This window comes from Halobacillus sp. KGW1, from assembly GCF_001592845.1.
Classification (GTDB): domain Bacteria; phylum Bacillota; class Bacilli; order Bacillales; family Halobacillaceae; genus Halobacillus.
The window spans coordinates 66,790-86,763 of record NZ_LSOC01000004.1 but is presented as its reverse complement, the minus strand read 5'-3'; the positions used below and the strand labels follow the sequence as shown (position 1 = coordinate 86,763).

The following is a 19,974-nucleotide window of genomic DNA, read 5'->3' as shown; positions in this document are numbered from 1 at the left end:
AAAAAAATCGTCGCCGATCTAAATGGAACCATCACCTACCAGAGTGAAAAAGGTGTAGGGACAGCAGTAACTGTACGATTACCGAGATAAAAGACGAATGAAACCGCCACTACTTATGTAGTGGTGGTTTTTTTATGGGGAGAAAGGCCGGGAAACCGGTGCAGTATAAGAAAGGGAAACTAACGATATCCTTATCTGCAAAATATTACAACTTATCATATGTATCGTCACATTTTTATTAGTGTTAACGTGTTTTTATTAATTATTGAATTTTTTAACGTCAATCGCTTACATAAAAGAATTGATATTTTTACAGGCACAGCTGTTTACAAACGCAGTTATGGGCTCTATAATCCCGATTGTACTACAATTTGAATTCGACATTATTCTATATTTTTTATAAAGGAGGCTTTCTGATGCTTAAAAAGATAAGGTCTTTTCTACTGATGAACCTGGGGGCGCTGGGAGTTGCCGTCAACGTGCACTTCTTCCTGTCTCCCAACGATCTAGCTACCGGTGGAGTAAGTGGTCTATCCATCGTCATGAATAAAGTATTTCCCGATCTTTCTCTCGGATTGATCATGTTGGTGTTAAATATTCTGCTGTTCATTGTTGGAATCATCTTCTTAGGTTTCCAATTCGGTTTAAAAACCATTTATGCAAGTATGGCATTATCAGTCATGGTTTGGGGGTTGGAAACGTTCTTTCCTATGCAGCAAGCTTTAAGTGATGATTTATTAATTCAGCTTATTATTGGTCAAATCATTGCTGCGTCGGGTATGGCCTTAGTCTTCCATCAGGGAGCCTCAACGGGCGGTACAGACATTCTTGCCATGATTCTTAATAAATTCTTCTCGATTGAAGTCGGGAAGGGCGTATTGTTTTCAGATATAGCCATTGCAACATCTTCCATCTTCCTATTTGGACCAACCGTGGGAATGTACGCTTTCTTCGGAGTGATTTTAAACGGTCTTGTCATTGACTATATGCTCAAACAGTTTGAAGATAATAAAGAGATCGTAATCATCAGTCGTGAGAGCGAACTCGTCCGTCATTTTATCGTAGATCGTCTTGGACGGGGAGCGACTATCCATCAAGCGAAGGGCGCGTTCATGCAGGAAGATAAAGAAGTAATAACCACCATCCTCAGCCGGAAAGATTATACACGATTAAAGAAATATATGACCGATATCGATGAGCAGGCGTTTATCACTGTCCACTCTATGAACGAAATTCTCGGTCAGAACTTCAAGCGGCTGGCCTAAAGGCGGGATACTATCTCTCAAGACTATTCCAAAGCAAAGCAGGAGCGTTCTTCCAGATCGGAGGAGGTGTACCGGCACTTACGGGAGCAGATCGTTACCAAAGAGATCTCTCCTGGTTCACAGCTTGTCGAGAAATCGATAGAAGCCGAATTATCTGTATCCCGTACACCGATCCGCCAGGCAATCCGGCGTCTGTGTGACGAGGGGTTTGCCAAGCTGTATGCCCATCGAGGAGCCTTTGTCATGAATCCTTCCGAGACAGAAGTGCTGCAGGCGTTTGAGATGTGGAAGTACTTGGAAATGAAAGTGGCTGAACTTGTTTATAATCAAGTGACATACAGCGATTTACAACAATTAAACAAATGGATTTCGGAAGGTGAGCAGGCGTGGGAAGCTGGAGATGTGGAGAGGTATTTGGAAGCTGATAAAGAGTTTCACTTGTTCCTTGCCTGGAAAACCGGCAATGAGCTTCTCCATGAGTTTCTGGAACGGATCATTAATCAAGTCCATGTGTATGTACGAATGTTGGAACGTCATTCAAAAACGATTCCTGTTATAGGCAGGGTAAAAGATCATTACAGCGTGGTTGATGCACTGGAAGAACAAGACCTTTCCCTGTTGCAAACAACTTTAGATGAACACACAAGGTACCATGCAACCGCCTGGTCCTGGGAAAGAAGCCGGCAGTAAGAAAGAAGAGGGCGTGAAATCACTCGTGATTTCACGCCCTTTTTTTTCTTTTCATTGTCTGAAATAATAAGGACCCGTTAATCAGCAATACAGTCAGGGCGGAAGCGTAAGCATAGTTGGCGTTTTTTGTTAGGACGGAAAATAAGACAAATACAGACAACACCACGATAGAAATCAAGAGACAGGTTTTGCTGTCCGGTACGATTCTTCTTGCCTGAACGTTCACTAAACGACACTCCTTATCCATACTTTGTCACTTATTATAAGATACGAAATAATTATCTGTCAATTTATCGGGAGCAATAATGTTTCCTTTGCGCAAATAAAATTATTGGAAATATTCCAAAAACTTGATATAATGAATGCGATTAAAGACGCGATTGATCATAAAGGAGGGTTTCTGTGAAGAGAGAAAGTTTGATAGCACCAGATCGATATAACATCGTATCCGAGATGGAGAAGTATGCAGACGGTACAGGGCGCGAAGCGTTGCAGTGGATCAATGAAGCAGGGGAGCGAAGAGGAGTTACATATGATCAGCTGATTGAAAATGCAAACAAAATTGGAAACGCTTTCTTAAGTGCAGGCTTAAAAGCCGGGGATAAGGTGCTTGTCATGATTCCGCGTCTTCTGGAGGCGTATCATGTATATGTTGCAGCTTTGAAAGCGGGACTTGTGGTCATTCCAAGTTCGGAAATGCTGAGGACGAAAGATTTACAGTACAGGATATCCCACGGGGAAGTCCGCGGGGTGATAAGCTATCATCCATACACGGAACAGTTCCAAGGAGTCAAAGAGTTCGACCGTCTGTTGAAGTTCCGTGTAGGCGGACCGGAAGAAGGATGGTTCGATCTGGATGCGCTGATGGAGGATTATCCCTCGACAATGGAAACTGCTGATACAGACAGAGACGATATGGCGTTTTTATCTTACACATCCGGTACGACAGGAAATCCGAAAGGGGTTGTTCATACGCATGGATGGGGGTATGCGCACCTGAAGACGGCAGCTGACAATTGGCTTGCCATTGAAGAGGGCGATACGGTCTGGGCTACTGCGGGTCCGGGATGGCAGAAGTGGATTTGGAGTCCATTCTTATCCGTGCTCGGCAAGGGGGCGAAGGGCCTCGTTTATCATGGCAGATTCGAACCGAACAAATATTTGAGTCTGATGGATGAGGAGAAGGTAAACGTACTCTGCTGTACACCGACAGAGTACCGTCTGATGGCGAAAGCCGACAACCTTGCTGATTATACTCTTTCGGCTCTTCACAGTGCTGTTTCAGCGGGAGAACCGTTAAATAGAGAAGTGATTGATACATTCCGCCGTCATTTCCATGTAACTGTGCGGGATGGCTACGGGCAGACGGAAAACACGCTGCTCGTCGGTATTATGAAAGACATGGAAGTGAAACCGGGTTCCATGGGCCGTCCCACCCCGGGTAACCATGTAGAAATTATAGATGAGGAAGGAATGCCTTTGGATTCAGGGAAAGTCGGTGATATCGCCGTGCACTTGGATACGCCGGCACTTTTTCGGGAGTATTACAAAGATCCAGAACGGACGAAAATGACAAGAAGAGGTGACTATTATGTAACAGGGGATCAGGCAAGGAAAGATGAAGATGGATATTTCTGGTTCGAAGGGCGTAGCGATGATATTATTATCAGCTCAGGCTACACAATCGGTCCGTTTGAAGTAGAGGACGCCCTTATTAAGCATCCATCCGTGCAGGAGTGTGCCGTTATTGCGAGCCCCGATGATGTTCGAGGGAGTGTTGTCAAGGCTTATATCGTTTTGAAGCAAGGGTACGAAGCGACGGATTCTCTTACTGTTGAACTTCAGCAGCATGTAAAAGAGCTAACCGCCCCTTATAAGTATCCGCGTCGGATTAAATATATTAAAGAACTGCCGAAGACTACCTCAGGGAAAATCAGACGGGTAGAGCTGAGGCAGTTGGAGCAGACGAACAATTAAAAGAGATGAGCCCTTGTGTTATAGATCAGGGGCTTTTTTTCTATGGATTGGAAGGGGAGAATTGTATGATTAGAGATATGCAGCAGGAAGATGCGGCTGAATTGACGGGATTGATGGGGGAACTGGGGTATGCGACCAACGTTGATCAAATGACAGACCGTATGAAGAAGATTCAATTACGGGAAGAATACAAAACGTTTGTTTGGGAAGAAGATGACCGGATTCATGGGATGATAGGTATGACGCATTCGCTTGCTTATCATGATGACCGCTCCCATATCCGAGTCATTGCGTTCATCGTGAGAGAAGGAGAGCGGGGAAGAGGTATCGGGAAACAGCTTATGCAAACAGCAGAGAATTGGGGAGCCGAGCAGGGGGCAGGAACGATCCAGTTAAACAGCGGGAACCGCGAGGAAAGGAAGCGCGCTCATGAAATATACAGATATTACGGATTCCAAGGAACGGCGACCGGTTTTTATAAAAAGCTCTAAAAAAGCTGACTTCGGGTAAGATAGAAGAATAAGGAGGGTTGTCCATTGAAAATAAGGTTGGAATGTACATATCAGACACCTGGAAAAGCGGAGATCCACTTCCGTTCTGAAGAAAAAAGCATCGGAGAAGTACTGCTTATTGCGGATGATTTAGAGAAGACGAAAAGGGCGAAAAAGATCGAGTTTCTGGACCAACATGATTCTATGTGGAAACGGAAGGACTTGGAGAAGTATAGGAAGCAGCTCGAAACAGAGCCCCATGATGTTTCTGTTTATTTCGACGGAGGTTTTGACTTAAATGATCGACTCTCGGGTCTTGGGTGTGTTATTTATTACAAACAGAACGGAAAAGCGATGCGGAGAAGGAGAAGTGCGAGGATAGAGCAGCTCGGTTCAAATAATGAAGCGGAATACGCTGCTCTTCACTTGGCGGTCCAAGAACTGGGGAATCTCGGTGCTCAACATCTACCAGTCACGTTTTACGGTGATTCCCGTGTCGTCATTCATCAGATGGAAGGCGATTGGGCTTGTGTGGAAGAAGAACTGAATCGTTGGGCGGACCGGATCGATGCTGACCTTGAAACCGCGGGTATTACACCAAGTTATCAACTGCTCTCCCGGAAAGACAACAAAGAGGCGGATCGTCTTGCTTCTGAAGCACTTTCTGGAAAAGAGATTTCCAGTACTTCAGAAATCCGTTAACTACAAATGGATATCTACACGAGTACCGACGGGCACAATGTCAGCTAATTCCTCGACATCTTCATTGTGCATCCGGATACACCCCTTGGAAACGGCTTTACCGATGGAGGAGGGATTGTTTGTTCCATGGATGCCGTAATGTTCTTTAGATAAACTCATCCACATGGTGCCGAACGGACCTCCCGGATCAGGTGCTTTGTTAATAATGATGAAAGTACCGATCGGCGTCGTAGTCAGCATTTTTCCAACAGCAATCGGATATTCTTTGACAAGTTTATTACGATTGTAAAGTCTCAACTTTCGATTGTTTACTGAGACATCAATTCGATAAGGAATGGTGGAAGGATCAGGTATTCCTGGTATTTGAAGCTGTTGGCCGGGATAGATTATGTCAGGGTTTGATAGATTGTTTGCCCGCAGGATATCTGTGAGGGGAACCCGGTAATCCCTGGATATTTGTGTGAGTGTTTCACCTGGTCTTACGCTGTGGATCATACGATCGACTCCTTTTTGGAGGATGTTATTACTTATCCTATGAAGTGAAACATGGAAAAAGCACTCGACGAATAGTCGGGTGCTTTTTCGTGACTTTTAATAGTGTTGGAAGGATTAAAAGACGATGGTTTTATTGCCGTTCACGATGACTCGGTCTTCCAGATGCCATTTGACTCCTCTGGCCAGCACGCTTCGTTCGATGAGACGTCCTTTTTTCTTCAAGTCATCGATATCATTCTGGTGATCGACCCGGATAACATCCTGCTCGATAATCGGACCTTCATCCAGGTCGTCTGTCACGTAATGAGAAGTGGCGCCGATTAATTTCACGCCCCGATCATAAGCACGTTTGTGCGGGTTGGCACCTATGAAAGCTGGTAAGAACGAATGATGGATGTTGATGATGCTGGAAGGGTGTTGGGCTACAAATTCAGGAGTCAGTATTTGCATGTACCTTGCCAGTACGATCAAATCAATATCGTATTTCTCAAGAAGCTCCAGCTGTTCTGCCTCTACTTCTTTCCGAATATGCTTGTTGGCAGGAATGTAGTGGAACGGTATGCCGAAGGACTCGACCAACTCTCTTCCTGTTTCGTGATTGCTGATGACGAGGGCGATATCCGTCAGCAAATCCCCGCTTTCCCATTCATATAATAGTTCCCGCAGACAATGCAGTTCTTTGGATGCGAAAACAGCTGTCTTTTTCAGTTCATGGAGAAATGTCATTTTCCACTCCAAGCGGAATTGTTCTGCGATCGCATGGAAATGTTTTTTTAAATCGGCTGCTTTTTCTTTCAGTCCTTCTGTCTCGAAAACAATCCTCAGGAAAAATGTGCCGTCTACGTGATCCGTCGTATATTGGCTCGACTCTACAATGTTTGCTCCATTTTCATAAAGGAAATTCGAGATGGTCGCGACGATACCCGGTTTATCCGGGCAGCTGACGAGCAGTCTCCCTTTATCTTCATTATCATTCAAGTATTTTTGTATGTGCTGATGTGTTGAAGTCATACCAATGATCATCCCTTCTGCCTATTGCTCCAATTATAGAGGAATCCCGATAGTTTGAGAAGGGGGCGGCCATTTGTATGTTTCATCTGCTGTTTTTACGGTTATAGTCTCATATATCTTGATATTGTAAATTTATTACATCAGAGGAGTGTATCTATTTATGCGTAACTATCTTCAACACTATATAAATGGGGAATGGATCGATTCTACAGGAAATGAAACAGAAGAGGTAATTAATCCTGCTACAGAAGAAGTCATAGGGAAAATAAGTTTGGGAACGAAAGAAGATCTTGATAAAGCGGTCCAGGCCGCAAGGGAGGCTTTCCCTTCCTTTTCCCAGACGTCCAAAGAAGAGCGTGTAGAGATGCTGGAGAAGATTGCTGCCGAATACGAGAATCGCAAGCAGGAGATCATTGATACGATCACGGATGAACTTGGTTCACCGGTTTCCGTTTCGGAGAACGTGCACTACAGCATGGGATATAACCACTTCTCCCAGGCAGCTGAATCTCTAAAGAACTTCTCTTTCTTCGAGGACCGAGGCGGTCATTTCGTCCAGAAAGATTCGGTCGGGGTAAGTGGATTGATCACCCCCTGGAACTTCCCTACAAATCAGACATCTACAAAGATTGCCAGCGCGTTTGCAGCAGGAAGTCCTGTCATCTTGAAACCGGCAGAGCTGACGCCGTTTGCTGCGATTATCCTTACAGAAATCTTTGACAAAGTAGGAGTGCCTAAAGGGGTCTTCAACCTGGTAAATGGTTCCGGTTCGGTCATAGGAGACGGCATCAGCTCTCATCCGGACATCGACTTCGTATCCTTCACCGGTTCCGGCGCTGTCGGACAGAAGATCATGGAAAATGCCTCTCATACCATTAAGAAGGTCGCTCTGGAACTGGGTGGTAAATCACCACTTGTCATTCTTGATGATGCAGATGTCGAAGATGCAGCGAGGTCCGCCGTGAATCATATTGCAAATAACAGCGGTCAAGTATGTTCTGCTGCTACAAGAGTACTTGTGCCGTCCTCCATGAAAGAGGCATTCGAGGATGCGGTGAAGAAGGTTCTTCCTGAATATCCTGTTGGTGACCCAAGAGGAGATAATCGCATAGGGCCCCTCGTGTCGAAAAAACAATGGGATACGGTTCAATCCTACATTGAGAAAGGACAGGAAGAAGGTGCACGTTTACTTGTAGGTGGTACTGGTAAGCCGGAAGGTCTGGAAACCGGCTACTATGCGAAGCCTACGGTGTTTACAGACGTAGATAATTCTATGGTCATTGCTCAGGAAGAGATTTTTGGTCCCGTAACGACAATCATTACGTATGACTCTATTGATGAAGCTATTGAAATTGCTAATGATACCGTTTATGGGCTCGCCGGCTATGTATTCGGGAAAGATCCGAAGAACTTGAGGAAGGTCGCTGGGAGCATCCGTGCAGGTAGAGTGAAGGTCAACGATGCCGAAGCGGATTTCGCCGGCCCGTTCGGAGGCTACAAGCAGTCCGGTATCGGTCGCGAATGGGGAGATTATGGTATAGAGGAATATCTGGAAGTGAAAACACTACTGGGTTTCCCTTCAGAAGATTAAAAGAGAGCAGGAGTCGTACTCCTGCTCTTTCTATATAAATGGAATTTCTTTAGCCATTTTGAAACTATTGCAGTCTTTTTTTCGTATTACTTAATAGAGAACTTACTTTGTATAGAATATATGCCATTCATTTTATCGATGTAAAAGAGGAGGCGGGAAGGGACGAAGATGTGGAAGAAAATATGGATAGCAATAGCGACGGTGATGATCCTGGCAACCATTGTCAGCTACATAAACCACAGGTACTTCTTCAATCCTGTTGCATTCAGTAAGGATGATATCACTCCGCACGAATGGCAGGATTATAAGCGTCCATTAACGCTGACCTATTATAATCTCAAAGGAGAAAGAACATCGCGGATTATCGATCAGGAAGATGAAATCCGGCAATTGCTCGAAGCGATGAAAGCATCCCCTCCAGTTGAAGAGTCGATCGAGGCAGATACCAATGTCAGTGGCGCCTTGAAGCTGTCCGGAAAACAAGGGACCTTGTTGGAGGTTTACTTGTACAAGGACTCCTGGCGCGTTCTCAATAAAGATTACTCGTTCTTCGAAGTTACAGGACCACTTCGAAACCTACTTGATAATTTATAATTGCACAAAAAAAAGCACCCGGATATGGGTGCTTTTTTTGGTAACTGCTGCCCCCTTGTCTTCTTACACGTTATGCTTCGATCCTCGGTTCTTCCTAATCAAAAGAGGATGTACTATACTTGGAGAGTGTAAAAGCTAATTTTATTTAGGAGGATGCTTTGTGAGTAAGCGGTTTACGCATCTGTTCAATATTATTGTCGGTCTTCTGCTCCTGACAGAAGGATCGGTCTATATATTTATGAATAATAAAGACGGAGATATTCATGTGCGGAGCATCATCGTGACTCTGATATTACTCGCCGCCTGGGGCGTGTCTTACAGGAATCAGACGAAAAAAGAAGATCCAAGCTCCTGGTTGATCTTTACCATGATCATTATGATCCCGATGATTCTGCCTTGGCTCTTCTTCATTTGATTCTAATTCAGCCAGCGGTACAGACCGGCACCGGCCAAGAATAGTCCGGATACCATATACAAATAGCCAAGAATTCGGTGCTTCCGTTCGTCGCTGCTGGTTTCTACGCTGCCGGAGAAGAATAAAAATAATGTCGTAATGATATATAAACTGATTTCAACCCCTTGAAAGGGGCCATCTTTTCCTGTCAGCCATACCCCGACAGGAATGGCCGTGAATAGTGGGAAATAAAGAGGATCGAAGCGGTCCGTCCACGATTTCTCTGCCATAGGATCAGTCCTCCTTATTTTAATAGACAATAGGAACCGGTTACTCAGCAAGCTTGTTGGAACCATCAAGGAATAAGGAGGGATGAATGATTTTTACTTGGTTACTGTCTTCCAGCATTTGTCTGATAAGGTGCAGATGATCCGCTCCGATCCATATAAGTACCCTGTCCCCCGGTTCCGTCAGTTTCAGTAGATTGGCTGTAATGGTTAAATCCCGAAGATACCATTGGTTGAGCCATTCCACTCCCAAAGGATGGGAGCGATCGCCGATTTGGGACAGCTTCCAGTACAACCTTTGTAATCGTCTTCCATATTCCAGTCTGTTTACCTCTTTTAACTTCTCCATTATATCTGTTTTCTGCCGGCTTTGATTCAACTCGTGCTGCATCTCTACGATTTCTTTCAATAAATCAGGCTGGTACTCCTTCGCCCAGGCAAACACCTGACTCAGGGGTGGACGGTCCATATCAACTTGTGCGTCGACAGCGTGGAGACGAGGAAGACTCAAGGCCTTGCCAATCCGGAAGGCGAATTGCTCTACCTCATCATATGCCGGTTGAAAGGCTCCGGCTTGAAACAGTTCGTAACGCTTGTTAATCTCTTCTTCAAGAAGAAAAGATTTCTCTACTGCAATCTTCGTCGGCTCATACTCCTTCAAACAATCAACCACTTCTAATATCTTCTTCTGCTGGTTATTGACCGTATCGGGTTCAACGGAAAAGTGTACGCTGCCCATTACGAGAATTTGTGCATCTTCCATACCGTGCTCCTTTCCATTATTTCATTTATAGGCGGAAAAGGGGTAGTACTTCACTGCCCAGCTCTGCAAGGACTGCTTCGACAGAACGTTCGCTTCTCGCCAAATTGAACATCAAGTGATTGACTCCGATCGATCGGTACTCTTCGATTAAACCAACCAACCCTTTTCGGCCCGTTCTATATCCGGCAGGGATCTTTTCGACAGGGTGATCCGGATCCTTCTCAAGTATGAGTGGAAGCGGCATGAAGAATGGACGGAAGACGTCGCCGTGATAGAGCCTCACTTTTTCCCGATACTGATGGATCGTTTCCCTCTGTTTATCCGGGCGTTGAGGATAGAACATCCAACCATCGCTGTGTTCGGCAATCCAATCCAGTGACTGCTGGCAGTATCCCGTCATATAAAAAGGGATGTTCTCCTTTGGTTTGGGAACAAGGTTCGACTTGTCCATTCGACCGAATCGGGACTTGGAATCGGGAAATTCCTTACCCAGTGCCTCCTGTATAACCTGATGGGCATCGCGAAACCACTCTCCGCGCTCCATAATGGGAACATTCAATCCTTCGAAATCTTTCCTTCGATCTCCTGAAGAAACGCCGAGAAGCAATCGACCGGGAAAAAGGTTGCTGATGCTTGCGATCTCCTTCGCCGTCCGTAACGGGTGCCTTAATGGCAGTACAAGGGCGGCTGTCCCTAAATGAATCGTCTTCGTTTGGCTGGCCAGGTAAGTAAGATAGATTAAGCTATCGTATATTTGTCCTGTTGCGGGGTCTTCAAAAGTCGGATCCTCCAACAGGACATCCTGGAGCCATAAACTGTGGAAACCAAGTTTCTCTGCGAGGCGAGCCCGCTCCAACTGCTTTGTCATGTCAGGCTTCCGACCATGATAGTTATCTATTGGGAGCGTCAGACCGAACGTAATTCGATCTTCCTTTAATATGTCAGGGTATTCCAGGTAATGATCCAAAAAATTCCCTCCTGTTTGTAATGGGATTACTTCTATTATAAAGAGAGGATTCCTTCTATTCTAATCAAAAAGACTGCCGCCTGCATACGAAAAAGCCTCTCCTTCCAAGGAGAGGCTTGAAATATTATTTACTGGACGTAAATGATGAAGTATAAGAACAGGGTCAGGAAGGCGGCCCCTCCTGCAACACTAGCGATTTCTGCAAAATCATATTCTATACGTTTCTTCATAATGAACGCCCCTTTCCGACATGTTTGTTTTCGTACTACTATATAGACGAATCAGAAAGTGGAAAGGTTTCAATTTTATTACATAAATATTTCTTTTATGTTACAGAAAATGAAAATCAGCCGTTGGCAGGAATCGCTTTCCATTTCTTTAAAGCCTGGACAATTTCGGATTTCTGGTCTCCTTTGAAATCCAAACCATAAAGGTATTCCTTCATATATGGCTTCATCCAAACGACATCGGCAGTAAAGGAAAGAGAGGTTCCTTCAAATTCCAGTTGAAGGAAGACGTCAATCTCTTTGTGGAGGGGAATCTTGATGTCTGTTGCCATTTTCAATCCTCCGGTACTCAAGTCATGAATGACCGCCTTGCCGAACGATGAATCCACCGGACGGTCGCCGACCTGGATGATTTTAAAACGGGCTCCTATAGGATTTGGAAATATATAACGAAGGGGGTCTTGTCGTCGGTATCTCACAAGTCTTCATCCTTTCCAAACTCTTTTTTTTCATTATATAGACAAACGGAGGCTTTGACTATATAGAAATAGGGGAGAAAGGAAATTTTTGATATAATGTAAGCGTTCAAATGAAAAATGATGGTACATATTAAGGAAGGGGAGTATCCATGTCCACTTATCCGGTTACTTGGAATTTAAATAGTATATTTGCTGGTGGAAGCAGCTCATCAGAATTGAAGTCGTATGTCCAAGGCATCGAACAACATGCCGATACGTTGGAGCAGCTGGTGAAGGATTTCCATGCTCCAAAGAATACGGATCAAATGGAAGACTTAGATGCCGTACTGAAACAGCTGCAGTTGGTTTTAAAGGAACTGGCTGAATTCGGAGCTTTCGTCGGTTGCTTGAATGCTCAAAACGTGGAGGACGAGGGAGTCTCCGCCTGGCTATCAAAGCGTGGTGATCTTGGGGCCAAAGTGGATAACAGCTTAACCGTCTTCGATCAGAAGCTTGTCCAGACGGATGATGACGTATGGAAGTCTTTGTTGAATCAGCCACCTTTCCGTGATGTGGCTTTCGTTCTTAATGAGCGAAGAGAACATGCGAAGGATAAGCTTGAGGTAAATTCAGAGGCATTGATTAATGATCTCAGCGTTGACGGGTACGATGCCTGGGAACAAATGTATGATCAGCTTGTAGGTAAACTGAAAATCGAATTGGATGGAGAAACGCTTTCCATCGGGCAGGCAGCGAATAAGCTCGATTCCTCCGACCGCGCTGTAAGGAAGGAAGCCTTTGATAAACTCCAGCAGGTATGGGGAAAGCAATCGGATCTTTTCAGCAGCACGTTAAACCACCTTTCAGGCTTCCGCCTGCAGGTGTATAAACACAGAGGCTGGACGAACGTGTTGAAGGAGCCGCTCGAATATAACAGGATGAGCAGAAAAACGCTGGATGCGATGTGGAATGCCATTACAAAATATAAGGACCAGTACATACCTTATATGAAAAAGAAAGCCGAACTCTTGGGAATCGATCAACTAAGCTTCTATGATGTAGAAGCACCAATCGGTCATTCAGGAACAGGATGGAGCTTCCAGGAAGGAGCAGACTTCATTCTAAAGCATTTCCGGCAGTTCAGTCCGAAAATGGCTGATTTCGCTGAGATGGCATTTGAGAAAGGGTGGATCGAAGCAGAAGACCGTCCCGGTAAACAGCCAGGGGGATTTTGCACGAGCTTTCCTGACAGTGAAGAAACCCGGATATTTATGACGTATTCAGGGACACCGTCGAGTGTAGCGACACTGGCGCATGAGCTTGGGCACGCCTACCATCAGCATGTTATGAATGAGCTTCCGATATTGAATCAGGGCTATGCGATGAATGTAGCGGAAACGGCGTCCACGTTTGCGGAGATGATTGTAGCAGATGCTGCGGTCAAACAGGCGGAAGGGCAAGAAGAGAAACGAGTACTCTTGGAGGATAAAGTTCAGCGCAGTATCGCATTCTTCATGAACATCCACGCCCGCTTCTTGTTTGAAACCCGTTTCTATGAAGAAAGACAGCACGGAGCTGTTTCAAAACAACGCTTGAACGATTTAATGGAGGAGGCACAAAGGGAAGCATATGTCGGTACATTGAAGGAATACGATCCTACGTTCTGGGCGTCCAAACTCCACTTCCATATTACCGATGTTCCTTTCTATAACTTCCCTTATACGTTCGGCTATTTGTTCAGCATGGGAATTTATGCGAAAGCTCTCGAGGAGGGGCAGGGCTTTGAGGATAAGTATGTGGCCCTGCTGCAAGATACAGGCAGGATGTCCGTGGAAGATCTTGCCATGAAACACTTAGGTGTAAACCTGGAGGAAGCAGACTTTTGGGAACACGCGCTTGATTTATGCCTTCATGATCTCCGGACGTTCATGTCTATGGACAACTGATCCGACAGTGTTTCCATTTTCGGGAAAAGGGTATTTATAAGTAGAAGCAGCTATACAAAAAGGAGTCGTGAAAGAGATGGAGGAGCAAAGGATTCCAGATGAAGAGAAGCAGGCGAGAATGGAAGAATTAGACGGCTGGAAGCTCAGTGAGGACAAATTCATCGTCAAACGCTATCGGTTCTCTGAATTTCTTACAGGGGTTCAGTTCGTCAATCATGTCGCGGAATATTCGGAGGACATTCAACATCATCCTTTCATCAGCATTGATTATAAGATGGTGACTATGAAGCTTACATCATGGAATGCCAAGGGTCTTACTGAACTCGATCTGAAGTGCGCAGAGAAGTATGATGATTTGTATGCGTCTATCACAGGGAAGTAAATGTCTTTTATGATGGCTAAATTATATTGAAGCTTCACAAGTGCATTAAAAGATCCGCCTTTGTGGGCGGATCTTTTTTCAGTCTGCCAAAGAGGCAATAGTTAAAGGGAAAAGCAATCAGAGAGCTGCCCCCTATTCCTCCGACCTTTGATAAGACCACTTTCATAACGAAGGAATGAAGAATAAGTGCTCAATCAGAGAGCTTAAGGACCTGCGCTTCTGTAAACAATGGGGAAGCTTTCATCGGCATGGCAAGGCAATGAACTTCTTGTTGTGTAAAGGGATGATAGAGTGTCAACTTGGCCGCATGCAGGGCTTGTTTATAATTAAGACTCCCGGCACCGCCGTACAATTCATCTCCAAGAAGCGGATGGCCGGCATGGCTGAGGTGTACCCTGATTTGATGGGTTCTCCCCGTTTGTAAACGCAATTTGACTAAGGAAGCGTCTTGCTTCCTGTCATATTCGACAACTTCATAATGGGTCAGTGCGCGCTGGCCGTCTTCCGCTACACATCTGCGGACCGGATGGCTGTCATCTTTCCCAATCGGTGCTTCTATCCGGCCTTTCGCTGGAGAGAGATTTCCGTGGGCCCATGCCAAATAAGTTCGTTTAATTCTTCGCTCCTGTAACTCTTTTCCGAGCATGGCGATGGCTAGTTCATGTTTCGCAAACAGAATGGCTCCTGATGTATCCCGATCGAGTCGATGTACATACTTTGGAGTGGAAAAAATGCCTTTCTGCTTGAAATAAGCGGCTACGCCGTTCACTAAGGTATCATGCTCATCCGGTCTATTTGGATGGGTGAACACACCGGCAGGTTTATTCACGACAAGAAGGTGATCATCCTCATAGATCACATCCACGTGCATAGGTGTCGGGACGACCTCTAGGGGCCGCGGGCGGAACAAGCGGATGCGTAATATATCCCCGGCCTCCGCTTTAGCGGTTTTCCAGTGGGGGATTTCCTGATTCAGAGTAACTTCCTTCTTTGACCGGAAGCTGTGGATTAATTTTCGTGGGACATGCCACTTTTTTTTCATGATCCGTTCAATCGTATAGCCGTTCCATTCTTCCGGCACTTCTACTTCAAGCCATTCTCCGATACGTCTCGTGTTCATTGCTTCACCTAATTTCCGAGTGTTTTCTGTATATAGACAACCAACAAAGGCCATATTGTTAGCAGATAAGGGCTGTTGTATATTGTACGCGTTATGGTGGTGGCTCTGCAATGGAAAGGAAAGATTCGGACTTCCGAAACACTTGTGAGTCAATGAAACGCTTCCATTATTATCAGGCATGTAAACTTGTATCTGCGCCCTTGAAACTGTGTTATAATAGAACGGTTGAATAATGATACGAAAGAGGTGTGTGCTTCATGCAACACAGAGATGATATACGTAATATCGCGATCATCGCACACGTTGACCACGGAAAAACGACGTTGGTTGACCAAATGCTTCACTACTCCGGAACCTTCCGTGATAACGAGCACGTCGATGAGCGCGCCATGGACTCTAATGATTTGGAAAAAGAACGCGGAATTACAATTCTAGCGAAAAATACCGCGATCAATTATAACGATGCACGCATCAACATCCTTGATACACCTGGTCACGCAGACTTTGGTGGGGAAGTTGAGCGTATTCTTAAAATGGTAGACGGCGTACTGCTTGTCGTAGATGCATATGAAGGCTGTATGCCACAAACACGGTTCGTTCTGAAGAAAGCACTGGAGCAGAAATTGACTCCTGTTGTCGTCTTGAACAAGATTGACCGTCCGAACGCCCGCCCTGATGAAGTTGTTGATGAAGTTCTGGACTTGTTCATAGAACTGGGTGCAGATGACGAACAGCTGGAATTCCCTGTTGTCTATGCTTCTGCATTGAACGGTACTTCCGGTGATGAGCCTGAGGATCAGCAGGAGACGATGGACCCGATCTTTAAACTGATCATGAACAACATCCCTGCACCAGTGGATACGAAGGAGGAGCCGCTTCAGTACCAGGTAACATTGCTTGATTACAATGATTATCTTGGACGTATCGGTATCGGCCGTGTATTCAACGGTACGATCAAAGTTGGACAGCAGGTATCTCTAATGAAGAAAGACGGTTCCGTTAAAAACTTCCGCGTTTCCAAGCTGTTCGGATTCATCGGTCTGAAACGTGTCGAAATCGAAGAAGCGAAAGCTGGAGACATCATCGCTCTTGCGGGTATGGAAGATATCAACGTCGGAGAAACGGTTTGCAGCCCTGAACATCAGGAAGCAATGGAAATCCCACGTATTGATGAACCAACTCTTCAAATGACATTCCTTGTCAACAACAGTCCTTTCGCCGGACGCGAAGGTAAGTTCGTAACGTCCCGTCAAATTGAAGAGCGTCTGATGACACAGCTCGAGACTGACGTAAGTCTTCGTGTTGATCCTACGGAATCTCCTGATGCTTTCACAGTTTCCGGACGTGGAGAACTGCACTTGTCTATTCTCGTTGAGAATATGAGACGGGAAGGCTATGAGCTGCAGCTTTCCAAGCCGAAAGTAATCTTGAAAGAGATCGACGGCGTTCTATGTGAGCCTGTGGAACGTGTGCAAATCGATACACCGGAAGAGTACCAGGGTGCTGTAATGGAGTCCATTGGTTACCGTAAAGGTGAAATGCAGGATATGGTCAACGATGGAAACGGCCAAGTCCGTCTTGAATTCCTTGTACCTTCCCGTGGTTTGATCGGATATTCCACAGAATTCATGACCCAGACACGTGGCTACGGTATTCTAAACCATACGTTCGACGGATACGCACCTATGGCCAAAGGTCAGGTCGGCGGCCGTCGGGAAGGTGTCCTTGTATCTCTTGATAAAGGAAAAGCTTCCACATACGGAATCATGAACTTGGAAGACCGCGGTACGATCTTTGTAGAACCGGGTACAGAAGTTTATGAAGGAATGATTGTCGGTGAGCATAACCGTGAGAACGATCTTACCGTTAACATTACGAAAGAGAAGCACTTGACCAACATCCGTTCTGCTAACAAGGATTCAACCTCTACGATCAAGAAAACACGCCAGATGACTCTGGAGCAGGCAATTGAGTACTTGGATGATGATGAGTATTGCGAAGTTACACCGGAGAGTGTGCGTCTTCGTAAGAAATATCTCAACAAGAACGAACGTGAAAAAATGGCGAAGAAGAAAAAGCTCCAAAATACAGAAATTTAATGACAAAGGCCGCCCTTTCTATGGGGCGGCCTTTTTTTCTTTATTCTTCGATATCCAATGTTTCTTCTTTGTGTCCGTGTATGTCTTCATCCATCTTCTCAAAGTGAACGTTCACCTTGTAGGAACCGGTTTGGGGAAACGTAAACTGACCTCGGTATTCGCCTGATTCTACAGGATCTGTATCCACATAGGCAGGCTCTTTCATAAATGGTGCAGTAATTTCCAGTCTCACTTCAGCATCGGAAAAAGGCTCTTCCATATGGTTGATATGAACCGTAAGTAAAGACGGCTCTCCTTGCTTTACGTCTTCTTCGGTTACCAGTTGAACCATGAACATGCTCTCCGCCATTTGTGCGGATCTATCGGAATCATGAGCGTCTTTTGGAAGTTCGTCTCCTGCAGCGATGATCCGCTTCGGCATCGTATGGATATCATCAACTTGTGTATGGGTGATCACTTCATAGGCTCCGTTTTCTTTAAATGTATAGGATGCTTCATATCTCCCATTACCAACATGTTTTGCTTCCAAAATTTCAGATGTGTCCTGTCCCTTTTCCGAAAACCAGACTTCAAATTTGACGGAGGCGGCATTCTTTACCGGCTGTCCTTCTCTCGTTACTTCTGCTTGAAGGACACTTTGTTCGCCGACAGGGAGAGGCTCGTGATCCACTTGGATGACCACCTCGGGGCGGAGAGGGCCTTCCTGTTCTTCATTTGTGGAGCAGGCTGTAACAGCGGTTAATAGTAAGAAAATGATGACAGCGCTCGACCACGGATGTCTTTCCATCCAATCCAGCTCCTTCTTTTCTATGATCTATGATAAGGGTATCATTTTCAGGATGGACATTTCATGGCCTCTTTAGTCGCCTGTTCAAGTAGGATTTATGGAGATGTAAAAAAGAAAGACTCCGTAGAGTCTTTCTTTTAGGTGACCTGATCATTGTTCCAGTTGTAGGTGTAGAAGCGCTCATCTTTTACCCATTTCATCGCTTCCGGATCGTTTACTTTGATGCCTTCTTCCAGCATCTGGAGTGTGCGGGACGTCTGAGAGATGTGTGCCCGCATGGCGTTCAATTTCTCTTCCTGGACGGATTCGATATTATGAACGATATCCGGTCTGCCCAATTTTTCTTCCGTGTCGTTCGCAAAGGCGACCGTATGGAGCTTCGGCCTGTCCTGTGGATCGATCTCTCTGACGGCACGGACGACGGCACGGGCTGTTGCTTCATGATCGGGGTGGACGGCAAACCCGGGATAGAAGGTGATGATAAGAGATGGATCCAGTTCGTCAATCAGCTGACGAACCATATTCTTCATCTCTCCATCATCTTCGAATTCCAAGGTCTTGTCACGAAGGCCCATCATGCGCAGGTCTTCAATTCCCATGGCTTCTGCGGCTTTAATTAATTCCTGCTTCCGGATTTGTGGAAGGGATTCTCTCGTAGCGAATGTAGGGTTTCCAAGGTTTCTTCCCATTTCACCTAACGTCAGGCAGGCGTAAGTGAGAGGGGTTCCTTGTTTTATATAGGATGTAATCGTTCCGGATACTCCGAATGCTTCATCATCAGGGTGTGGGAAAATAACGAGTACATGGCGTTCTTGTTCTATCATACTTTTCACTCCTTGAAAGGATTGCTATCCCTCATTATTGCGTAAATGCATAGAAATGAAAAGTTTTTTGTTTACCCTTCTATATGTTTATCTATTTGAAAAATAAGGAAAGTCATTTAGTAACATTCATTATAGAAAGGTGTGGTGGAGTCTATGGAAGGTCGAATTAATTACTTATGTGAATGGCTGCAGGGAAAAGTAGAGGAAGCGTCCATGGAGGGCGTATTAGTAGGGATAAGCGGAGGGATTGATTCCGCCGTCGTTGCTTTTCTAATTAAAAGAGCCTTTCCGGAACAATCATTAGGCGTTTTGCTGCCGATCCATAAGAAGGTGGAAGAACAGAAGGAAGCCTTAGAGGTGGTGGAAGCGGCTGACCTCGACTATATAGGGATCGAGTTGACGGAGCCGTATTCGGTTACATACGATACGATCAAACAGCAGCTGGATTCCCGTGGGGATTGGAACCGGGATACCGAACGGCTTCGCGGGGCCAACCTACAGGCAAGGCTTCGAATGAGCACCCTCTACGCAGTGGCTGGTAATTATAATTATCTTGTTGTCGGAACTGACAATGCTGCAGAAGACTATACCGGTTATTTCACAAAATACGGGGATGGCGGAGTAGATTTGAATCCACTGCTCCATTTAAGGAAAGAGGAAGTGAGAGAAATGGCGGTAGCACTCGGAGTCCCCGAATCCATTGTGAAGAAAAAACCGAGCGCGGATTTGTGGGAAGGACAAACAGATGAAGAGGAACTCGGAGTCTCTTACGATGCCATCGATTCATTCTTGAAAGGGAAAGACATTGAGGAAGAGGCAGAACAGCAGTTGAAAGAGCGGCATCGAAAGACGCAGCATAAGCGGGAAGTTCCAGCCGCTCCGGAACCATTTTAAGGAGGGTGGA

General features: G+C 45.4%; 21 protein-coding genes. 12 read left to right on the top strand and 9 right to left on the bottom strand.

The annotated features are described in order from the left end of the window. Positions 1 to 416: 416 nt before the first annotated feature. The 5 genes from AXG56_RS15365 to AXG56_RS15340 all read left to right on the top strand — a co-directional run bounded on the left by AXG56_RS15365 (position 417) and on the right by AXG56_RS15340 (position 5,125). The gene (locus AXG56_RS15365) at positions 417 to 1,265 is read left to right on the top strand and encodes a YitT family protein (protein WP_008632763.1); all 849 of its coding nucleotides are present in this window, start codon (positions 417 to 419) and stop codon (positions 1,263 to 1,265) included. 66 nt (positions 1,266 to 1,331) lie between these two features. Continuing rightward, complete coding sequence (locus AXG56_RS15360) at positions 1,332 to 1,955, top strand: GntR family transcriptional regulator (protein WP_062515356.1); 624 nt, start codon at positions 1,332 to 1,334, stop codon at positions 1,953 to 1,955. 402 nt (positions 1,956 to 2,357) lie between these two features. Further along, positions 2,358 to 3,932 (top strand): acyl-CoA synthetase MbcS, encoded by a 1,575-nt coding sequence (mbcS, locus tag AXG56_RS15350; protein ID WP_062515351.1) that lies wholly within the window; start codon positions 2,358 to 2,360, stop codon positions 3,930 to 3,932. Between the two features lie 65 nt (positions 3,933 to 3,997). Continuing rightward, a complete protein-coding gene (locus AXG56_RS15345; RefSeq protein ID WP_062515349.1) occupies positions 3,998 to 4,423 on the top strand; it encodes a GNAT family N-acetyltransferase in 426 nt (141 codons plus the stop codon). A 45-nt stretch (positions 4,424 to 4,468) separates the two neighbouring features. Then, positions 4,469 to 5,125 (top strand): reverse transcriptase-like protein, encoded by a 657-nt coding sequence (locus AXG56_RS15340; RefSeq protein WP_062515347.1) that lies wholly within the window; start codon positions 4,469 to 4,471, stop codon positions 5,123 to 5,125. Here AXG56_RS15340 and AXG56_RS15335 read toward each other — a convergent pair whose 3' ends face one another. Beyond that, on the bottom strand, positions 5,126 to 5,620 hold the full coding sequence (locus AXG56_RS15335; RefSeq protein WP_008632747.1) for a L,D-transpeptidase family protein: 495 nt from the start codon (positions 5,618 to 5,620) through the stop codon (positions 5,126 to 5,128). 114 nt (positions 5,621 to 5,734) lie between these two features. Further along, positions 5,735 to 6,631, bottom strand: coding sequence for a formyltetrahydrofolate deformylase (purU, locus tag AXG56_RS15330; RefSeq protein ID WP_062515696.1), 897 nt, complete (start codon positions 6,629 to 6,631; stop codon positions 5,735 to 5,737). 160 nt (positions 6,632 to 6,791) lie between these two features. Between purU and AXG56_RS15325 the strand changes: the two genes are divergently transcribed. The 3 genes from AXG56_RS15325 to AXG56_RS15315 all read left to right on the top strand — a co-directional run bounded on the left by AXG56_RS15325 (position 6,792) and on the right by AXG56_RS15315 (position 9,231). Further along, a complete protein-coding gene (locus AXG56_RS15325; protein ID WP_026578622.1) occupies positions 6,792 to 8,222 on the top strand; it encodes an aldehyde dehydrogenase family protein in 1,431 nt (476 codons plus the stop codon). Positions 8,223 to 8,390: 168 nt separating this feature from the next. Then, the gene (locus tag AXG56_RS15320) at positions 8,391 to 8,816 is read left to right on the top strand and encodes a hypothetical protein (RefSeq protein ID WP_008632730.1); all 426 of its coding nucleotides are present in this window, start codon (positions 8,391 to 8,393) and stop codon (positions 8,814 to 8,816) included. 160 nt (positions 8,817 to 8,976) lie between these two features. Continuing rightward, positions 8,977 to 9,231, top strand: coding sequence for a hypothetical protein (locus tag AXG56_RS15315; protein ID WP_008632728.1), 255 nt, complete (start codon positions 8,977 to 8,979; stop codon positions 9,229 to 9,231). A gap of 2 nt (positions 9,232 to 9,233) precedes the next feature. Here the strand turns inward: AXG56_RS15315 and AXG56_RS15310 are convergent, their stop codons facing one another. The 4 genes from AXG56_RS15310 to AXG56_RS15295 all read right to left on the bottom strand — a co-directional run bounded on the left by AXG56_RS15310 (position 9,234) and on the right by AXG56_RS15295 (position 11,933). Continuing rightward, complete coding sequence (locus AXG56_RS15310; protein ID WP_062515346.1) at positions 9,234 to 9,500, bottom strand: hypothetical protein; 267 nt, start codon at positions 9,498 to 9,500, stop codon at positions 9,234 to 9,236. A 40-nt stretch (positions 9,501 to 9,540) separates the two neighbouring features. Then, positions 9,541 to 10,260: a DUF5694 domain-containing protein gene (locus tag AXG56_RS15305; RefSeq protein ID WP_008632724.1), complete on the bottom strand. Its 720-nt coding sequence runs from the start codon at positions 10,258 to 10,260 to the stop codon at positions 9,541 to 9,543. A 25-nt stretch (positions 10,261 to 10,285) separates the two neighbouring features. Next, positions 10,286 to 11,227: a TIGR03571 family LLM class oxidoreductase gene (locus AXG56_RS15300; protein ID WP_008632719.1), complete on the bottom strand. Its 942-nt coding sequence runs from the start codon at positions 11,225 to 11,227 to the stop codon at positions 10,286 to 10,288. Positions 11,228 to 11,573: 346 nt separating this feature from the next. Beyond that, complete coding sequence (locus tag AXG56_RS15295; RefSeq protein ID WP_008632718.1) at positions 11,574 to 11,933, bottom strand: PilZ domain-containing protein; 360 nt, start codon at positions 11,931 to 11,933, stop codon at positions 11,574 to 11,576. A gap of 149 nt (positions 11,934 to 12,082) precedes the next feature. Here AXG56_RS15295 and AXG56_RS15290 point away from each other — a divergent pair, with 149 nt between their 5' ends. Then, positions 12,083 to 13,858, top strand: coding sequence for a M3 family oligoendopeptidase (locus tag AXG56_RS15290; protein ID WP_062515344.1), 1,776 nt, complete (start codon positions 12,083 to 12,085; stop codon positions 13,856 to 13,858). A 76-nt stretch (positions 13,859 to 13,934) separates the two neighbouring features. Next, positions 13,935 to 14,240 (top strand): 4a-hydroxytetrahydrobiopterin dehydratase, encoded by a 306-nt coding sequence (locus tag AXG56_RS15285; RefSeq protein WP_008632716.1) that lies wholly within the window; start codon positions 13,935 to 13,937, stop codon positions 14,238 to 14,240. A gap of 190 nt (positions 14,241 to 14,430) precedes the next feature. Here the strand turns inward: AXG56_RS15285 and AXG56_RS15280 are convergent, their stop codons facing one another. Continuing rightward, positions 14,431 to 15,360 carry an RluA family pseudouridine synthase gene (locus AXG56_RS15280; RefSeq protein WP_008632714.1) on the bottom strand — a complete coding sequence of 310 codons (930 nt, stop codon included), beginning with the start codon at positions 15,358 to 15,360 and terminating at the stop codon, positions 14,431 to 14,433. A 257-nt stretch (positions 15,361 to 15,617) separates the two neighbouring features. On the opposite strand from AXG56_RS15280, the gene typA reads away from it, so the two are divergent. Continuing rightward, positions 15,618 to 17,459 carry a translational GTPase TypA gene (gene typA, locus AXG56_RS15275; RefSeq protein WP_062515341.1) on the top strand — a complete coding sequence of 614 codons (1,842 nt, stop codon included), beginning with the start codon at positions 15,618 to 15,620 and terminating at the stop codon, positions 17,457 to 17,459. Positions 17,460 to 17,499: 40 nt separating this feature from the next. Here typA and AXG56_RS15270 read toward each other — a convergent pair whose 3' ends face one another. Both AXG56_RS15270 and bshB2 read right to left on the bottom strand, forming a co-directional pair. Next, positions 17,500 to 18,246 (bottom strand): FixH family protein, encoded by a 747-nt coding sequence (locus AXG56_RS15270; RefSeq protein WP_062515339.1) that lies wholly within the window; start codon positions 18,244 to 18,246, stop codon positions 17,500 to 17,502. A 137-nt stretch (positions 18,247 to 18,383) separates the two neighbouring features. After that, positions 18,384 to 19,070: a bacillithiol biosynthesis deacetylase BshB2 gene (gene bshB2, locus AXG56_RS15265; protein WP_008632710.1), complete on the bottom strand. Its 687-nt coding sequence runs from the start codon at positions 19,068 to 19,070 to the stop codon at positions 18,384 to 18,386. Between the two features lie 153 nt (positions 19,071 to 19,223). Between bshB2 and nadE the strand changes: the two genes are divergently transcribed. After that, entirely contained in the window at positions 19,224 to 19,964 is a 741-nt protein-coding gene (gene nadE, locus AXG56_RS15260) for an NAD(+) synthase (protein WP_062515337.1), read from the top strand. Positions 19,965 to 19,974 lie beyond the last annotated feature (10 nt).